The following is a 16471-nucleotide window of genomic DNA, read 5'->3' on the forward strand; positions in this document are numbered from 1 at the left end:
CGCGCCCCGCGCCCGCGCCGTACGCCCCCCCTCCGCCTGGCGCCCGCGCCCCGCGCCCCCCCCGTACGCCCCGCCTCCGCCTGGCGCCCGCGCCCCGCGCCCGCGCCGTACGCCCCGCCTCCGCCTGGCGCCCGCGCCGTGCCCCGCCCCCGTCTGGCGCCCGCGCCGTGCGCCCCGCGCCCGCCTGGCACCCGCGCCGTGCGCCCCGCGCCCTCGCGGGCACCCGCGCGCCCCGCCGATCTCCCGCTCACCCCCGCCTGCGGCGGCTTACGTGCCGAGTGTGCGGAGTGTGTCGCCGGAAACCGATTACCGACGCCCCGGTCCTCACACTCGCCGGGCAACTCCTCCCACTCGCACGATGGCTTCGGTCGCGGCGGTCCCACTCGCACGGTGGCTTCAGTCGCGCTTGCAAGGTGGCTTCGGTCGCGGCGGCACTGGGTAGCCCGGTTGTTCCTGAGGTCGTTTCAGCGGATATCCGCTCAAACTGACCCTTCTCCCCTCGAAATTTCAGGGGAGAAGGGTGCATTTGAACGGATCTCCGGTCAAATGCGTGGGGAGGGGGCGGGGAGGGGCGGGCGGACGTCAGGGGGCGGGTGGGGTGGTTAGGCGGGGCCGGTTTCGGCTGGGGTGGGGGTGGTGGGGGTTGCTGGGCGGCGTAGGCGGCGGCGGAGCCAGAGGGCTGGTATGGCGAGGAGTGCTAGGAGGATGGCGAAGGGGAGTACTGCGCCTACTGCGGTTGCCAGGGCGGAGAAGGTGGCGGTGAATGCGTGCCAGCCGCTCTTGAGGCCGCCGACGAAGCCGCGGTCGGGGTCGGTGGTGACCGGCGGGGTGTCTTTGGTGATCAGCGTCAGGTTGAGGGTGGCTAGCTCGGTTTGGAGGGCTAGGTTCTTTTGCTTGGCGAGCAGGGACTCTAGGTCCGCCTCGCGGCGGGTCAGTTCGGACTCGACGGAGACGATTTCGCCGATTGTGTTCGCCTTGGCTAGCAGGGCGCGCATGCGGTCGAGGCTGGCGCGCTGGGTGCGGATCCTGCTGTCCACATCGACGACCTGTTCGGTCACGTCGGTGGACTCTTGGTGGATCTGCAACCGCTTGCCGAGCTTCGAGAGGCCGTCGATGGCGGCGTCGTACGACGTACTCGGGACCTTCAGGACGAGATTCGCCCGGGAGATGTTGCCTTTGTCGTCGTCGCCGGTGTTCTCGGAGGCGACCTGGCCTTTGAGGCCGGTGATTACCGCGATCGCCTCTTGCCGACGCTTGTTGACGTCGTCGGCTTCGACCGTGAGCGAACCGGTCCTGATGATCGCCCGTGTGACGGGCGGTTGATCCGCGACCGGAGCCTTCGGCTGGGCCTGGCCGCCGATCGCCTTACCGCCGCCGTCGCTCGCCGCGCTCTCGGGCTGCTGCGCGGAATTACCCCTGCTGTCGCTGGCGGCCCCGGACGTGCTCTCACCGCCCGACGCGCCACAACCTGCCAGCAGTATCAGACCAACCGCGGCCAGCACAGCTGTCCCACCCTTGCGCCTCATCACCCAGCCCCTCTCGTGTGGATATGTCCTGGGGACGCTCCACGAGGGGCTGGGTGTTGCAGCGAGAAATTACAGCTTGGTCACTTCACCGACGAGCGGTCTTCTTGGCCACAGCCTTGGCCGGAGCCTTCTTAGCCACGGCCTTGGCCGGCGCCTTCTTGGCCACCGTCTTCTTGGCCGCAACCTTCTTGGCCGCAACCTTCTTGGCCGGAGCCGCCTTCTTCACCGGCGCTGCCTTCTTCGCGACGGCCTTGGCGGGTGCCTTCTTGGCAACGGCCTTAGCCGGCGCCTTCTTGGCGACTACCTTGGCGGGCGGCTTCTTCGCGACAGCTTTCTTCGCGGGCGCGACCTTCTTGGCGGCGGCCTTCTTGACCGGCACCGCCTTCTTGGCAACAGCCTTGGCAGGTGCCGCCTTCTTGGCCGTGACCGCCTTCTTCGCAGGCGCGACCTTCTTGGCCGGTGCAGCAGCCTTGCTGGCAGCCACCTTCTTGACCGGCACCGCCTTCTTGGCAACAGCCTTCGCAGGAGCAGCCTTCTTGGCGGGCGCGGCCTTCACGGGCGCAGCCTTCTTGGCAACGGCTTTCTTCGCCGGCGCTGCCTTCTTAGCAACCGCCTTGGCAGGAGCAGCCTTCTTGACCGGGGCAGCCTTCTTGGCGACCGCCTTGGTCGGCGTGGCCTTCTTGACGGGTGCGGCCTTCTTGGCAACGGCCTTCGCAGGTGCCGCCTTCTTCGCGACCGCCTTAGCCGGAGTCGCCTTCTTCGCGACTGCCTTGGCCGGAGTCGCCTTCTTCACCGGAGCCGCCTTCTTGGCGACTGCCTTGGCGGGCGCTGCCTTCTTCGCAACGGCCTTGGCGGGCGCCTTCTTCGCCGGTGCCGCGGTCTTGGTCGCAACCGCCTTCGCGGGCGCAGCCTTCTTGACCGGGGCAGCCTTCTTGGCGACCGCCTTGGTCGGCGTGGCCTTCTTAACGGGCGCGGTCTTCTTGGCCGGCGCCGGTGCAGCTGCAGTCTTCTTGGCTGCCGCCTTCTTGACCGGTGCCGGAGCGGCAGCAGCCTTCTTGGCAGGAGCCTCGGCCGCAACCGCCTTCGCCGGAGCCTTCCGAGCCACAGTCTTCTGAGCCGGTGCCTGCTGTGCAGGTGCCTTCTCGACCGGTGCCTTCTGAGTCGGTGCCTGCTGTGCAGGTGCCTTCTCGACCGGTGCCTTCTGAGTCGGTGCCTGCTGTGCAGGTGCCTTCTCAGCCGGCGCCTTCTGAGCGGGAGCCTGCTGGGCAGGCGCCTTCTCGACCGGTGCCTTCTCGACCGGTGCCTTCTCGGCGGGGGTCTGCTGGGTCGGGGCCTCGAAGAGGGGGGCCTTCTTGGCTGGGGCCTCGGCGACCGGGGCAGCCTGGGCTCCACCGGACGACCGGCGCGAACGCTGACGCCGCGACGGCCGCTCACTCGCACCATCCACCGCAGGCCGCTCGGCCGAACCGTCCACCGCAGGGCGGTCCGAAGCGACGACCGCCGGGGCGCTCGTCTCGACCGGAGCAGCAGCCGGAGCAGGCGTCGTACCAGCTTCGGTGGTTACTGCGCCCTCGACCGGACGATCCCCGCGGCGCTTGCGGTTGCGGTTGCGCTTCCGCTTGCGTTCACGCGGCGCCTCGACCGAGGTGGTCTCGACTGCAGCGGTCTCGACTGCAGCGGTCTCGGCCTCGACGGCAGGCGGGACGAGGGTCTTGGTGGTGACGTCGGCGTTCTCCTCGACCGGCTGGCCCTGGCGGGTGCGCTTGCGAGTGCGGTTCCGCTTGCGGTCGCGGCCGTGTCCATGCCCGTGGCCGGACTCGGCCCGGTCGTCGGTACGGCGGTGCTTGTCGCGACCCGGCCGACCCGAGCGCTCAGCACGCTCCGGGCGCTCCTCGCGGTCGGCGGCGGGCTTGATCCGGCCCTTCGCCTCGGTCGGGATGCCGAGGTCGTGGTACAGCTCGGGTGACGTGGAGTAGATCTCCTGCGGGTCCTCGTACGGCAGGTCGAGGGCCTTGTTGATCGTCTTCCAGCGGACCAGGTCCGCCCAGTCGACGAAGGTCACCGCGATCCCGCTCGCACCGGCGCGGCCGGTCCGGCCGATCCGGTGCACGTAGGCCTTCTCGTCCTCGGGGCAGGTGTTGTTGATGACGTGCGTGACGCCCTCGACATCGATACCCCGGGCGGCCACGTCGGTGCAGATCAGTACGTCGATCTTGTCGCCGCGGAACCGGGTCAGCGCCCGCTCGCGGGCCTGCTGGTTCAGGTCGCCGTGGATCGCGGCGGCCTTGAAGCCGCGGTCGATCAGGTCGTCGGTGAGCCGGGACGCCTCGCGCTTGGTCCGGCAGAAGATCATCACCCGGCCGCGGTCGTCGGCCTGCAGGATCCGGGCGACCACCTCGGGCTTGTCCAGATCGTGTGCCCGGTAGACGAACTGGGCCGTCGTCGGGACCATCTGGGAGTCCTCGTGGGACTCGGCCCGGATGTTCAGCGGGTGCCGCATGTGGGTGCGGGCCAGGCCGATCACGGCCGACGGCATCGTTGCCGAGAACAACATTGTCTGCCGCAGCTCAGGTGTCTTGCGCAGAATGCGTTCCACGTCGGGCAGGAAGCCGAGGTCGAGCATCTCGTCGGCCTCGTCCAGCACCAGAACCTTGATGTGGCTGAGGTCGAGGACGCCGCGGTTGGCCAGGTCCAGCAGCCGGCCGGGGGTGCCGACGACGACGTCGACGCCGGTCTTCAGCGCGTCCAGCTGCGGCTCGTACGCGACGCCGCCGTAGATGGTCAGGATCCGCACGGTGCGGACGGTGGACGCGGTGACGAGGTCCTTGGCGACCTGGATCGTCAGCTCGCGGGTCGGGGTGACGACCAGGGCCTGCGGCTTGCCCGGGGCGGCGAGTTCGGTGTAGTCGGCCTCGCCGGGGGAGATCGTGCGCTGCAGCAACGGAATACCGAAGCCGAGCGTCTTGCCGGTCCCGGTCCGGGCCTGGCCGATCAGGTCGGTGCCCAGCAGGGCGACGGGGAGCGTCATTTCCTGGATCGGGAAGGGCTCCACGATGTTGACGCGGTCGAGCGCGTCGCAGATCTCGGGCAGCACGCCGAGCTCTCGGAAGGTGGTCAGGCTGATCGCCTCTCACATGCTTGAACGGACAGTGGCCGGGCGCCAGAGGCGGGTGAAGCCTCGTCAGAAGAGGCGCGGGGACACTGTGCAAGCACCTCGCACCAGCGTGCCCATGTGGGCGCGTCACCGGCGAATCGCTCACCAGTGTAACCGCAACTTGCGTCAACGCCGTTCCGTGTGGTTCGTGCCACGACACGCATCGGCAACCATGGACTAGTTCTGGCAGCCCTCGAAGCCGGATAAGGTGCCGGGCATGGAACAGACGGCCTTCGACGATCCCGCCTACCGGGCCGCGGCGGTGGACCTGCTGGGAGTTCTCGCGTACGGCGAGCTGACCGCCTTCGAGCGGATGGCCGAGGACGCCAAGCTGGCCCCGACCCTGAACGACAAGGCGGAGCTCGCTGCCCTGGCGACCACCGAGTTCGGGCACTTCCAGCAACTCCGCGACCGGCTCGTCACGCTCGGGGTGGACCCGATGGAGGCGATGCAGCCGTTCGTCACCCCGCTGGACGCCTTCCACGACCACACCGCGCCGTCGGACTGGCTGGAAGGTCTGGTGAAGGCGTACGTCGGGGACGGCCTGGCCAACGACTTCTACCGCGAGATCGCGTCGTTCGTGGACGCGGGGACCCGGGCCCTGGTGCTCGAGGTGTTCGCCGACTCCGGGCAGGCCGAGTTCATCGTGGACCGGGTCCGGGCCGCGATCGAGGACGACCCGAAGCTCGGCGGCCGCCTGGCGCTGTGGGGACGCCGGCTGGTCGGTGAGGCGCTCAGCCAGGCGCAGCGGATCGCCGCCGACCGGGACTCGCTGACTGCGCTGCTGGCCGGCAGCGTCGACCGCCCCGGGCTGGATCTGGCCGCCATCGGCCGGATGTTCACCCGGCTGACCGAGGCCCACACCGCACGGATGACAGCGCTGGGTCTGCAGGCCTGAGGTCGTCAGTTGGCCGGATGTTCACCAGTACCTACGGCAAGCGTGACTGCGATTTGCCTGCGTTCCTGGTTGCATGACTCCGTTCGTTGTTGACGGGGGTCGACGCCGGAGAGCCTGCCTGCATGACACTGCCTTACCGCCCGGTCCGCCTGGGCATCTACTCCGACACCCTGGTGCCACGGGCCGATGGTGTGGCCGTCTCGCTGGAGGCTGCCGGGCGAGCGCTGTGTGAGCTCGGTGTCCAGCTCGAGGTGGTCGCGCCGTACCGCGCCAACAGCCACGAGAGCAGGCTGCCGATCCGGTCGGTGCCGGGCACCGAGACCTGGGGCCGCGACTACCGCCTCGGCACACTCCGCCCGACCAGGAACAAGCCGGAGTACGACGTGGTGCACGTCCACACGCTTGGTCCGATCGGGGTGTCCGGCCTGTACGCCGCGTGGCGCAAGCAGCTCCCGGTTGTCCTGACCTGGCACACGGATCTCGAGATCTACCGCCAGCACTACGCGGAGATCCGGCTGGCGATGTGGCTGGCGGGCAAGGCCTGGCGGGTCGGCCTCGGAGCGCCGCGTGGCTACCAGCGCGAGTGCACGGAGGTGCAGAACCTGTTGCGGGCCGTCGACCTGGTCGTCGCACCGACCGCCAAGGTGCAGCAGCAGTTGGACGACCTGGGCTGTGAGGCGCCGACTGTGGTCCTGCCGAGCCCGACGCTCCCGATGCCCGCTCCGTCGCTGTCGGCCGCGGAGATCCGGCAGCAGCTCGCTCTCGGGGCACAGGATCCGATCGTGCTGTCGGTCGGCCGGTTGAGCGGCGAGAAGAACGACGAGTTGCTGCTGCGCTCGTTCGCCGAGCTGCTGCGGATCCGGCCGGATGCCTGCCTGGTCATGGTCGGCGGGTACGGCGACCGGCGGCGCGTCACCGACCTGATCGACCGGCTCGGGATCAGCGCTCAGGTGCGGATGCCCGGCGTACTGCCGCGGGCCGAGCTGGCGGGGTACTACCTCGCTGCGGACGCTGTGGTGATCGCCTCGATCTCGGAGACCCAGTCGCTGGTTGCGCACGAGGCCGAGGCGGCCGGCTGCCCGCTGGTGGTTGTCGACCCGTGGCTGTACCGCGGTCACGAGCGCACCCGGACGTTCGCCCCGGCCGAACCGGCGCAGCTGGCGGCCGTCGTCGGCCAGGCCCTCCGTACGCCGGAAACCCAGCGACTGTGGGCGCCGCGGTACCGGCCGGCGCCGCGTGAGCACGCCGAGAAGCTGCTGGCGCTCTACGAAGGGCTGGCATCACAACGGCCGCCTGCCCCAGGTGGGGTGGCGGCCGTCGGGTGACGCTTGCTCAGGTCAGGTTGCCCGGGGCTTGCGGGCGGCGATGATCGCGATGACCACCGCGGCACAGACGATCTGGATCAGGTACTGGATCCAGTCCGGCCCGTCGGTGTCCTTGATGTCGAGGAAGTAGGCGATCAGACCACCGATGAAGGCGCCGATACCGCCGCCGAGGATGGTCCAGCCGAGGCTGATGTTCTGTTTGCCGGGGAGTACGAGCCGCGCGAGTGGCCCGAAGATGACGCCGGCCAGCAGGCTCACGATGATCATCCAGATCCAGTAACCCACGGTTCCTCCTTCAGAGGGGGTGACGGACCTGCGTCTGGGCGGCGCCCCGTAGCTACCAGACCACTACGACGCAGGTCTCACCGCACATGGTGCCCACCGAACCGGATTCCGGAACCCGGACACGCAGGACCGTGTCCGGAACGCGATCAGATCGCGCCGAACCCGACCTTCCGGATCGAGACCTCACCGATCTCGACGTACGCGAGCCGGTCGGCCGGTACCAGCACCCGGCGGCCCTTGTCGTCGGTCAGCTGCAGCAGATTGCTCTTCCCGCTGAGCGCATCCGAAACCTGCGCCTGTACCTCGTCCGGGCTCTGCTCGCTCTCGAGCACCAACTCGCGATTGACGTGTTGCACGCCGATCTTGACCTCCACGAAACCCTCCGGGCACGTTCCGACCGGCGGCTCTCGCCGGTGACGGTTCGAGCCTATCCGCTGCCGGCCCCGGTCTCTCACCCGTCCGCCCAAAGCAGAACCCGCACCGGTACGGCGTGGGGTCGCGCGTCGGCCGTCAGTGCGCGGACTGTGTCAGCCGTCGGTGCGCGGGAAGCCCCGAATACCGCGCCAGGCGAGTGACGCGACCAAGTCGGCAGCGTGCTCCTGCGGCAGCGAGCTCTGGTCGGACGCGGCCAGCCAGTAGCGGGCGCTCACCTGGGCTTGACCGACCAGGCTGACGGCCAGCACCATCGACTGCTCCCGGTTCAGGCCGGCGTCCGCGCTGATCACCTCGGAGACCGCCTCCGCGCACGCGATGGTGACGCGGTCGACGCGCTCCCGGACCGCCGGCTCGTTGGTCAGGTCGGACTCGAAGACCAGCCGGAAGGCGCCCTGTGCGTTCGCGACGTAGTCGTAGAACGCGTGCACGGTGGCCGCGACCCGCTGCTTGTTGTCGTCGGTCGACTTCAGTGCTTCGTGCACCGAGGCAACGATGGCTTCGCAGGAGGTGTCCAGCAGCGCCAGGTAGAGCTCCAGCTTGCCGGGGAAGTGCTGGTACAGGACCGGCTTGGACACCCCCGCGCGGTCGGCGATGTCGTCCATCGCGGCGGCGTGGTACCCGTTCGCGACGAAGACCTCCTGAGCCGCCTCGAGCAGTTGCGCGCGGCGGGCCAGCCGGGGCAGGCGGCTGCCGCGTTTCGGTGCGGTCTCCGGTGTCGTCGACACGTCGGCTCCTTCGGTGGTGCGGCACCGGCGGCAGGACGCGCCCCGGGTCGTAGGCAGAATCCTACCCACCGGTCCTCCCGGTCAGTAGCTTCCCCGCCGGATGGGCCCGTCAGGAAGGCAGTGGCCGCGGGTCGTCGTACAGCTCGGCCAGGACGTCGCCGTACTCCTCGATCCGGGCGAGCACCTCGTGCGGGAGGAACTTGAGCTCCTCCGGAGTGGTGGTCGCGGCCACCTCGTCCCAGTCGATCGGTGTGGACACCCGGGGCTCGTCGGAACCACGCAGCGAGTACGGCGCCAGTGTCGTCTTCGCACTGGCGTTCTGGCTCCAGTCGATGAAGACCTTGTTCGGCCGAAGGGCCTTGGTCATGTTCGCGGTGACGTCCTCGGGCAGGGCCTCAGCCAACTGCTCAGCGAGCTGTTTGGCGAACGCACTGGTCCGTTTGGACGACGCTGGCTCGATCGGCACGTACAGGTGCATGCCCTTGTTGCCGGACGTCTTCGGCCAACCCTCCAGCCCGTAGTGCCCGAGCAACTCACGCAGGGCCAGTGCGACATCGCAGCACTCCACGATGGTCGCGCCCGGACCCGGGTCGAGGTCGAAGACGATCAGGTCGGCTTGCGGGTCACTCCCGTGCTCCGACAGACCGATCCGCCATTGCGGCACATGCAGTTCGAGAGCTGCGAGATTCGCCAGCCACACCACAGTCTGCACGTCGTCCGCGACCACAAAGTCGGCTTCGTCGCGGCCGGTCGAGCTACCGGGGGTGGGCAGGGTTTCGGTCCGCACCCAGGCCGGCGTACCGCGGGGTGCGTTCTTCTCGAAGAAGTACGACGCATCGGTGCCGTCCGGCCACCGCTTCCGGGTGAGTGGCCGGTCGGACAGGTGTGGCAGCAACAAGGTGGCGACCTGGTGGTAGTAGTCGATCACCTCTGCCTTGGTGAAGCCGGTCTGCGGATACAGGACCTTGCCGAGGTTCGTGAGCTTCAGAGTCTGCCCGTCGACCTCGGTCGTCACCTGCTGCGACGCTGCCATGTGTCCCAGTCTCCACCTACGGCTGGTACATGCAGTGCACGCTGAGCCCGCTCATTGCGGAGTCCTTGCTCTCGACGAGCTTTCCGTCCATCCAGATCTCGCACCTGACCGAGCCGCGGTCCTCGAGCTGCTGGAGCGCGCTGACGGACAGCAGCTGCGTGCTGCCCTTGGTCTCGAGCTTCTGGCTCTCCCACGGCAGTGCGGCGTACTTCACGTCCACGGACTCCCGCTGGCCGTCGCGGACGTAGCTGACGTCCGGCTGCTCCGCCGTACCGCTGACCTTGTAGACGACCTCGTGCTTCTCCTGGCTCGCGACGAGCATCCGGACGCCGGTGTAGCCGAGCAGGAACAGCTGGAACGCCGGATAGGCGAGGAGCACGACGAGCAGCACGATCAGTAGCGGTTTGGGGACTCTGCGCTTCATGAGTCGCAAGTGTTCCGGTCGACGGGGTCCTACCATGGGATCCGTGGAGAGTTACGGGGCAGTAACCGGCGCTGATGCGCCGTTGGCGACACAGGAATGGCCGGCCCGCCAGGTGCCGGTCGCAGGCGTGGACCTACTGGTCAGAGACGTGCCGGACGCGGCGGCGGAGTTACCGCCCGCGCTCTACGTGCACGGCCTCGGCGGCTCGTCGTTGAACTGGACCGCGCTCGGACTGCTGCTCAACGACACCGTGCGGGGGATCGCCCCTGACCTGCCCGGCTTCGGACGTACGCCGTTGTCCGGTCCGACCGGCATCTCCGAGCAGGCCGACGTACTGGTGAAGCTGTTGGAGAGCGAGTACGACCAGCCGGCGCATGTCTTCGGCAACTCGATGGGCGGGGCCTCTGCGGTCGCTCTGGCGGCACAGCGGCCGGATCTGGTGGCGTCACTCACGTTGGTCTCTCCGGCGCTACCGCATCCGCGGGTGTCGGCCAGTGCGCTGTGGTTCGCGGCACTGGCGACGCCAAGGCTCGGACCGGTGGTGCTGGAGCGCGCACAGCGGTTGCCGTTCGATCGCCGGTTCCAGGCGTCGCTCGCGATGGTCTTCGGCGACCCGCGGGCGCTACCGCCCGAGGTGCGCGCCAACTACGAGGCCGAGCTGCACCGGCGGGACACCGACCCGTGGAACATGCAGGCGACCACCGACGCCGCCAAGAGCATCCTGCGCTCGTCACTGGCACCGCCACGCCGGTCGCTCTGGGCGGACGCTGCCAGCGTCAAGTGCCCGGTCCTACTCGTGTACGGCGGCCGCGACCGGCTGGTCGACGCGCGCATCCGGACCAAGGCGCAACGGACCTTTCCGGACGCGCGGCTGCTGTACCTGCCCAAGTCCGGTCACGTCGCTCAGATGGAACACCCGGAGCAGGTCGCGGCCGCGTTCCGGGACCTCATCGCGTAACTGAGCGGATTTTGGAATCTGAACGCGTGCGGTAAATAACCCAACCTTTCGGTCGCACGGGCTATCTCATGGAGAGCTGTCCGTCGACGAGAGGAAAACCGTGCGCGTTCTGGGCACAATCACGCTGGGCATGGCCGCAGCACTGGCGATCGGGCCGGTTGTGGCGTCCGCGGCGCCACCGCCGTCGCCCGTTGTGGAGGGCAACAGCTGGGTGGTGCAGCAGGTGCCGGCGGGGTACAGGGTCACACTGCGGCTGGACAAGCCCGTGGCGATGCGTGCGGCCCGGCCGCTGCTGGCCGTGAACGGGAAACCGGTCGGAGTGGCCCGCCAATCCGCTGACGGCCGGACGCTGACGCTGGTCACGACGGACAAGGTGGCCGCGCACGCGCACGACGTACAGCTCACCTGGCCCGGCGACCAGCGCATGAGCGTCCGTGCCCTTGCCGGTGGACCGACGGACGCGTACTGGCTGAACGCGCGGAAGGGGCCACTGCTCAAGGACGACCCGGGCAAGCCCGGCAAGTACAAGGTCGAGACGGCGGAGTACAACCTGGGTGACGAAGCAGTCCTGCTGCCCGGACTCGGCCAGAAGTCCGAGGTGGTCGGCAAGGTCTACGCACCGGTCGGAGCTGCGGGCAAGCGTCCGCTGGTCGTCTTCCTGCACGGCCGGCACGAGTCCTGCTACGGCGACGAGTCGGCTCCCAGCGACAAGCCCTGGCCCTGCCCGAAGGGCACCAAGTCGGTCCCCAGCTATCGCGGCTACGACGGCCCTGCGAAGGCACTCGCGAGCAGCGGCTATCAGGTCGTCTCGATCAGTGCGAATGCAGTCAACGCCTTCGACTTCGACGCGTACGACGGCGGTGCGCAGGCCCGGGCGGAGTTGGTACTCGACCACCTGAAGCGGTGGCGGCAGTGGTCGACTATCGGCGGCGGTCCGTTCGGCTCCAAGTACATCGGCAAGATCGACCTGCAGAACGTCGGTCTGATGGGTCACTCACGCGGTGGCGAGGGTGTCGCGCGAGCCGCGGTGGTGAACGCCGACCGCGGTGGCCAGTTCGGCATCCGCGCCGTACTGCCGCTCGCGCCGGTCGACTTCGCGCGGTCTACCGTGCCAGGTGTCGCCATGAGCGTCCTGCTTCCGTACTGCGACGGTGACGTGTCCGACCTGCAGGGACAGAAGTTCTACGACGACACCAGGAACTCCATCACCGGTGATGGGGCAGCTCGCTCCACAGTCACCGTGCTGGGCGCGAACCACAACTTCTTCAACACCGAGTGGACGCCCGGTCAGTCAGTAGCACCGTCCTTCGACGACTGGGGTGGCGAGGGCACCAAGGCGCCCTGCGACGCCAAGTACGCAGGGCGGTTGAAGGCGAAGGAACAGCAGGCGGTGGGTACGGCGTACGTGGCTGGGTTCTTCCGGCTGCAGCTCGGACACGAGAAGCAGTTCCTGCCGCTGTTCGACGGCTCTGACTCTCGCACTGCGTCCGCAGGCAAGGCTGTCGTGCGGGTGGTCGCGCAGGCGCCGTTGGCATCGCGGCGTGATGTGACTGCGTTCGACAAGGCACTGCCGAAGGGTGCGTTGAGTGGCAAGGCCACAGCGGTGGTCTGTGCTGGTGAGACGGGCAAGAGCGCGTGTCTGACCACCACTGGTGCAGGGGACGCGCCGCACTGGGACCCAGCCGCTTTTGCCTCGCACGCACCGACCCTTGCGGTCACCAAGCTGTCCTGGACCGACAAGACCGGAGTACTGCGACTCAATCTGCCGACTGTGCAGCGTGACGTCCGCAAGTACGCCGCACTGTCCTTCCGGGCCGCTCCGGACCCCACGAGTACGCCGAAGGCCGACCTGACCGTCCGTGTCGTCGACGGTCGTGGCCGGGCCGCGTCCGTACCGGTGTCCACAGTCAGCGACGCGCTGGTGCGGATGCCGGGCAACCAGACGGCGGGGTTGCCGAAGAACCTGCTGCGCACCGTGCGGATCCCCCTGTCGTCGCTCAAGGGAGTCGACCTGCGGGACGTCCGTGCGATCGAGCTGCGGACCGATCGGGTCGCGAAAGGTTCGGCGTACCTGAGTGATCTGTCGTTCTCGTCGCCCGGTATCGGAGTCTCGGCTCCGACCGTGAAGGCGCCGAAGGTGACGGTGTCGGACGTCACCACGAAGGAGGGCGACAAGGGAACGACGTACGCGGACTTCGTGGTGCGGCTGTCGAGGCCGACCACCCGCCCGGTCGTCGTGTACGCCGAGACCAGCCTTCCGTTCGCAGAGGTGATGCCAGTGGGTGATGTGGCGAAGGCAGTGGTCTTCAAACCCGGCCAGGTCCGGCAGACGGTGCGAGTGCCGATCAAGGCGAACACTCGCGACAGTTACGACGTGAAGTTCGACCTGGCGTTGGCTGCGCCACGTGAGGCGTTGCTGGCCAAGTCTTTCGGGCACGGTCTGGTTCTCGACGACGACCCGTCGCCGAAATTCACCGTCGGCAAGCTGGTCACCACCGAGGGCAAAGGCGAGGTCAGGTTCCCGGTGAAGCTGTCGGCGCCCAGCGACAAGCACATCGGTTTCGGCGGTCTGTGGAAGGACGGTGCGGCCGTCCTCGGCAAGGACTACCGCGGGCAGTACGACCCGCCGGAGCACACCCTCACCGGCGGCATCGAGGTCGCGAAGCTCGAGGGTGAGCTGACCGTCACGGTGACCGACGACAAGGTCAAGGAACCGACCGAGACGTTCACGGCGTTCCTCGACACCGTCGACGGGATCGACGGCCTCCAGCTGCCGATCGCCGCGACCGGGACGATCCTCGACAACGACTGAGTCGAATCTGTCGCAGGACTGAGACGAGATCGAGCGGCTGATCAGGTCAACTTTCCTCTCGCCCACGAAGTCGTTCTTTGTGGTCTGTTTCGTCGATTCGAGAGGACAACTGTGCGAGAGATCGGCAGATTGAGGCACCTGTCGCTGGGGATGGTCGCACTATTAGGGGTGGGGTTGACCACGGCGCCGTTCGCGGCCGCCGCGCCGCCACCGGCGCCAACCATTGCTCAAGGCAACAATTGGGACGTGAAGCCGGTCGCGGCCGGCTACCAGATCACGCTGCGGCTCGGAGCGCCGGCGCCGATGCGCGCGTCGCTCCCGCTGCTGGCGGTGGACGGCGAGCCGATCGGGGTGGCCAAGCAGTCCACCGACCAGCGGACGCTGACGCTGGTCAGCACCGATCCGGCGGTACTGAAGGCCAAGGACGTCAAGCTGGTGTGGGCGGGGGACCTCGGCAAGGACGACCGGAAGGCCGAGAGCCGCGGTGCGGCCGTTGGCGGTCCGAACGACGCCTACTGGCTGAAGCCCAAGCTGGGGGCACTGCTCAAGGACGACCCGGCCAAGCCGGGCAAGTTCAAGGTCGAGACGTCGGAGTACAACCTCGGTGACGAGGCGGTCTTCCTGCCCGGGCTGGGCCAGAAGTCCGAGGTCGTCGGCAAGGTCTACACACCGGTCGGTGCGACCGGCAAGCGGCCGTTCGTGCTGTTCCTGCACGGCCGGCACTCGTACTGCTACGGGGGCACGAACGAGCAGCCGGAGAAGCCGTGGCCGTGCACGGACGGCGCCAAGCCGGTGCCGAGCTACCGCGGGTACGACGGCGCTGCGAAGGCGCTGGCCAGTAGCGGCTACCAGGTGGTGTCGATCAGTTCCAACGCGGTCAACGCGTACGACGGCGGTGTGTACGACGCCGGTGCGCAGGCGCGGGCCGAGCTGATCCTCGACCACCTCAAGCTGTGGAAGCAGTGGTCGACCGCCGGCGGTGGACCGTTCGGCAACAAGTACGTCGGCAAGATCGACCTGCAGAACATCGGTCTGATGGGCCACTCGCGTGGCGGTGAGGGCGTCGCCCGCGCAGCCGTCGTGAACGCCGACCGTGGCGGCGAGTTCGGGATCCGCGCGGTCCTGCCGCTGGCTCCGGTGGACTTCGCCCGCTCGACGGTGCCGGGGGTCGCGATGAGCGTCATCCTCCCGTACTGCGACGGCGACGTCTCCGACCTGCAGGGCCAGAAGTTCTACGACGACACCCGCTACTCGGTCACCGGTGATGCGGCGACGCGTTCGACGGTGACGGTGCTCGGTGCCAACCACAACTTCTTCAACACCGAGTGGACTCCGGGCCAGTCCGAGGCGCCGTCCAACGACGACTGGGGTGGCGAGGGCAAGGCGGCTCCGTGTGACGCCAAGTACGCCGGGCGACTGAAGGCGAAGGAGCAGCAGGCCGTCGGGACGGCGTACCTGTCTGGCTTCTTCCGGCTGCACCTGGGCAACGAGAAGCAGTTCCTGCCGCTGTTCGACGGCTCTGACGCCCGTGCGGCGTCTGCTGGTCGTGCGGTGGTGCGAGTGGTCTCGCAGGCCCCGCTGGCGACCCGTCGGGACGTGAACCGTTTCGACTCGGCGCTGCCGAAGGGCGCACTCACCGGCAAGGCCTCTGCTGTGCTCTGTTCCGGTGCCACGCTGAAGGACGCACGCGCTGCCACTCCGACCTGTCTGACAACGGATGGCTCGGGTGACTCACCCCACTGGGATTCCGCGTGGTTCGCAGCCCGTACGCCGACCATGGCGGCGACCCGGCTGTCATGGCGCGACAAGACCGGCGTACTGCGGGTGAACCTGCCGGCTGCACAGCGCGACGTACGGAAGTTCGCTGCACTGTCGTTCCGGACCGCTCCGGACCCGGCTGGTGCTGCGAAGACCGATCTGTCGGTCCGCGTGGTCGACGGCAAGGGCCGGGCGGTCTCGGTGCCGGTGTCGAAGGTCAGTGACGCACTCACGCGACTGCCCGGCCCGAAGACGTTCGGTCTGCCGAAGAACCTGCTGCGGAGCGTCCGGATCCCGGTGTCCTCGCTGAAGGGCATCGACCTGAAGGACGTGCGTGCGATCGAGCTGCGGACCGACAAGGTCGCCAAGGGCACGGTGTACCTCAGCGACCTGGCCTTCTCGTCGGCCGGCGTCGGTGTCTCGGCCCCGGCGGTGAAGCTGCCGCGGGTGTCGGCGTCGGACGTCAAGGTCAAGGAAGGCGACAAGGGCACGCAGACCGTCGACTTCTACGTGCGGCTGAACCGCGCGAGCACCCGGCCGGTCAAGGTGTACGCCGAGACCAACGGTGACCTTGGGTCGACTGTGGGTGACGTGGTGCGCACGCTGGTCTTCAAGCCGGGACAGGTCAAGCAGAAGATCAGCCTGCCGGTGAAGTCGAACACCCGCGACAGCTACGACATCCAGTTCAGTCTGGTGCTGTCGGTGCCGCACGAGGCGCTGCTCGACAAGTCGTTCGGGCACGGCGAGGTCATCGACGACGACCCGACCCCGAAGCTCACCCTGGGCAACCTGACCACGGTCGAGAAGACCGGCGAGGTGGGGTTCCCGATGACGCTGTCGGCGCCGAGTGACAAGTACGTCGGCGTCAACGGACAGCTGAAGGACGGCACCGCGGTGCTCAAGCAGGACTACCTCGGCTACTACGACGAGGGCGATCCGGGCTCGCGGACCATCGACGGCTACGTCGAGTCCGGCCAGACCAAGGGCCTGATGCTGGTGAAGATCGTCGACGACAAGGTGAAGGAGCCGACCGAGACGTTCACGGCCGTGGTGGACCAGGCCGACGGAGCCGACATCAAGGTTCCGCAGACCCTGACCGCGACCATCACCGACAACGACTGACAGCAACCAACGACCG

At 68.4% G+C, this 16471-nt stretch carries 12 protein-coding genes; 5 read left to right on the forward strand and 7 right to left on the reverse strand.

Annotated features, from left to right (window positions below; all coding sequences use genetic code 11):
- Positions 1-602 precede the first annotated feature (602 nt).
- Together ACFTSF_RS41195 and ACFTSF_RS41200 are read right to left on the reverse strand one after the other, a co-directional pair.
- Entirely contained in the window at positions 603-1526 is a 924-nt protein-coding gene (locus tag ACFTSF_RS41195; RefSeq protein ID WP_380160997.1) for a DUF4349 domain-containing protein, read from the reverse strand.
- Between the two features lie 85 nt (positions 1527-1611).
- Entirely contained in the window at positions 1612-4620 is a 3009-nt protein-coding gene (locus ACFTSF_RS41200; RefSeq protein WP_380160999.1) for a DEAD/DEAH box helicase, read from the reverse strand.
- Positions 4621-4897: 277 nt separating this feature from the next.
- On the opposite strand from ACFTSF_RS41200, the gene ACFTSF_RS41205 reads away from it, so the two are divergent.
- Positions 4898-5578, forward strand: a complete 681-nt coding sequence (locus tag ACFTSF_RS41205) for a ferritin-like fold-containing protein (RefSeq protein WP_344143647.1) — start codon at positions 4898-4900, stop codon at positions 5576-5578.
- Positions 5579-5700: 122 nt separating this feature from the next.
- Positions 5701-6903, forward strand: coding sequence for a glycosyltransferase (locus ACFTSF_RS41210; protein ID WP_380161001.1), 1203 nt, complete (start codon positions 5701-5703; stop codon positions 6901-6903).
- A 12-nt stretch (positions 6904-6915) separates the two neighbouring features.
- Here ACFTSF_RS41210 and ACFTSF_RS41215 read toward each other — a convergent pair whose 3' ends face one another.
- The 5 genes from ACFTSF_RS41215 to ACFTSF_RS41235 all read right to left on the reverse strand — a co-directional run bounded on the left by ACFTSF_RS41215 (position 6916) and on the right by ACFTSF_RS41235 (position 9805).
- Positions 6916-7188, reverse strand: coding sequence for a GlsB/YeaQ/YmgE family stress response membrane protein (locus tag ACFTSF_RS41215; RefSeq protein WP_344143651.1), 273 nt, complete (start codon positions 7186-7188; stop codon positions 6916-6918).
- 146 nt (positions 7189-7334) lie between these two features.
- Complete coding sequence (locus tag ACFTSF_RS41220; protein WP_344143653.1) at positions 7335-7562, reverse strand: DUF3107 domain-containing protein; 228 nt, start codon at positions 7560-7562, stop codon at positions 7335-7337.
- Positions 7563-7715: 153 nt separating this feature from the next.
- Complete coding sequence (locus ACFTSF_RS41225; protein WP_344143655.1) at positions 7716-8348, reverse strand: TetR/AcrR family transcriptional regulator; 633 nt, start codon at positions 8346-8348, stop codon at positions 7716-7718.
- Positions 8349-8457: 109 nt separating this feature from the next.
- Entirely contained in the window at positions 8458-9381 is a 924-nt protein-coding gene (ligD, locus tag ACFTSF_RS41230; protein ID WP_344143657.1) for a non-homologous end-joining DNA ligase, read from the reverse strand.
- A 16-nt stretch (positions 9382-9397) separates the two neighbouring features.
- Positions 9398-9805, reverse strand: coding sequence for a hypothetical protein (locus tag ACFTSF_RS41235; RefSeq protein WP_380161004.1), 408 nt, complete (start codon positions 9803-9805; stop codon positions 9398-9400).
- 43 nt (positions 9806-9848) lie between these two features.
- Here ACFTSF_RS41235 and ACFTSF_RS41240 point away from each other — a divergent pair, with 43 nt between their 5' ends.
- The 3 genes from ACFTSF_RS41240 (at position 9849) to ACFTSF_RS41250 (ending at position 16455) form a co-directional block, all read left to right on the forward strand.
- The gene (locus ACFTSF_RS41240) at positions 9849-10763 is read left to right on the forward strand and encodes an alpha/beta fold hydrolase (protein ID WP_380161021.1); all 915 of its coding nucleotides are present in this window, start codon (positions 9849-9851) and stop codon (positions 10761-10763) included.
- A gap of 100 nt (positions 10764-10863) precedes the next feature.
- A complete protein-coding gene (locus ACFTSF_RS41245; RefSeq protein ID WP_380161023.1) occupies positions 10864-13575 on the forward strand; it encodes a Calx-beta domain-containing protein in 2712 nt (903 codons plus the stop codon).
- 168 nt (positions 13576-13743) lie between these two features.
- Complete coding sequence (locus ACFTSF_RS41250) at positions 13744-16455, forward strand: Calx-beta domain-containing protein (RefSeq protein ID WP_380161025.1); 2712 nt, start codon at positions 13744-13746, stop codon at positions 16453-16455.
- Positions 16456-16471 lie beyond the last annotated feature (16 nt).

Origin of the sequence: Kribbella sp. NPDC056951 (genome assembly GCF_042674205.1) — a bacterium.
In the GTDB taxonomy this organism is placed as follows: domain Bacteria; phylum Actinomycetota; class Actinomycetes; order Propionibacteriales; family Kribbellaceae; genus Kribbella; species Kribbella yunnanensis.

Excerpts from the sequence above, each read along its gene's own strand:
- ACFTSF_RS41195 (WP_380160997.1), bottom strand. The coding sequence starts at position 1,526 with ATGAGGCGCAAGGGTGGGACAGCTGTGCTGGCCGCGGTTGGTCTGATA.
- ACFTSF_RS41205 (WP_344143647.1), top strand. The coding sequence starts at position 4,898 with ATGGAACAGACGGCCTTCGACGATCCCGCCTACCGGGCCGCGGCGGTG.
- ACFTSF_RS41210 (WP_380161001.1), top strand. The coding sequence starts at position 5,701 with ATGACACTGCCTTACCGCCCGGTCCGCCTGGGCATCTACTCCGACACC.
- ligD (WP_344143657.1), bottom strand. The coding sequence starts at position 9,381 with ATGGCAGCGTCGCAGCAGGTGACGACCGAGGTCGACGGGCAGACTCTG.
- ACFTSF_RS41235 (WP_380161004.1), bottom strand. The coding sequence starts at position 9,805 with ATGAAGCGCAGAGTCCCCAAACCGCTACTGATCGTGCTGCTCGTCGTG.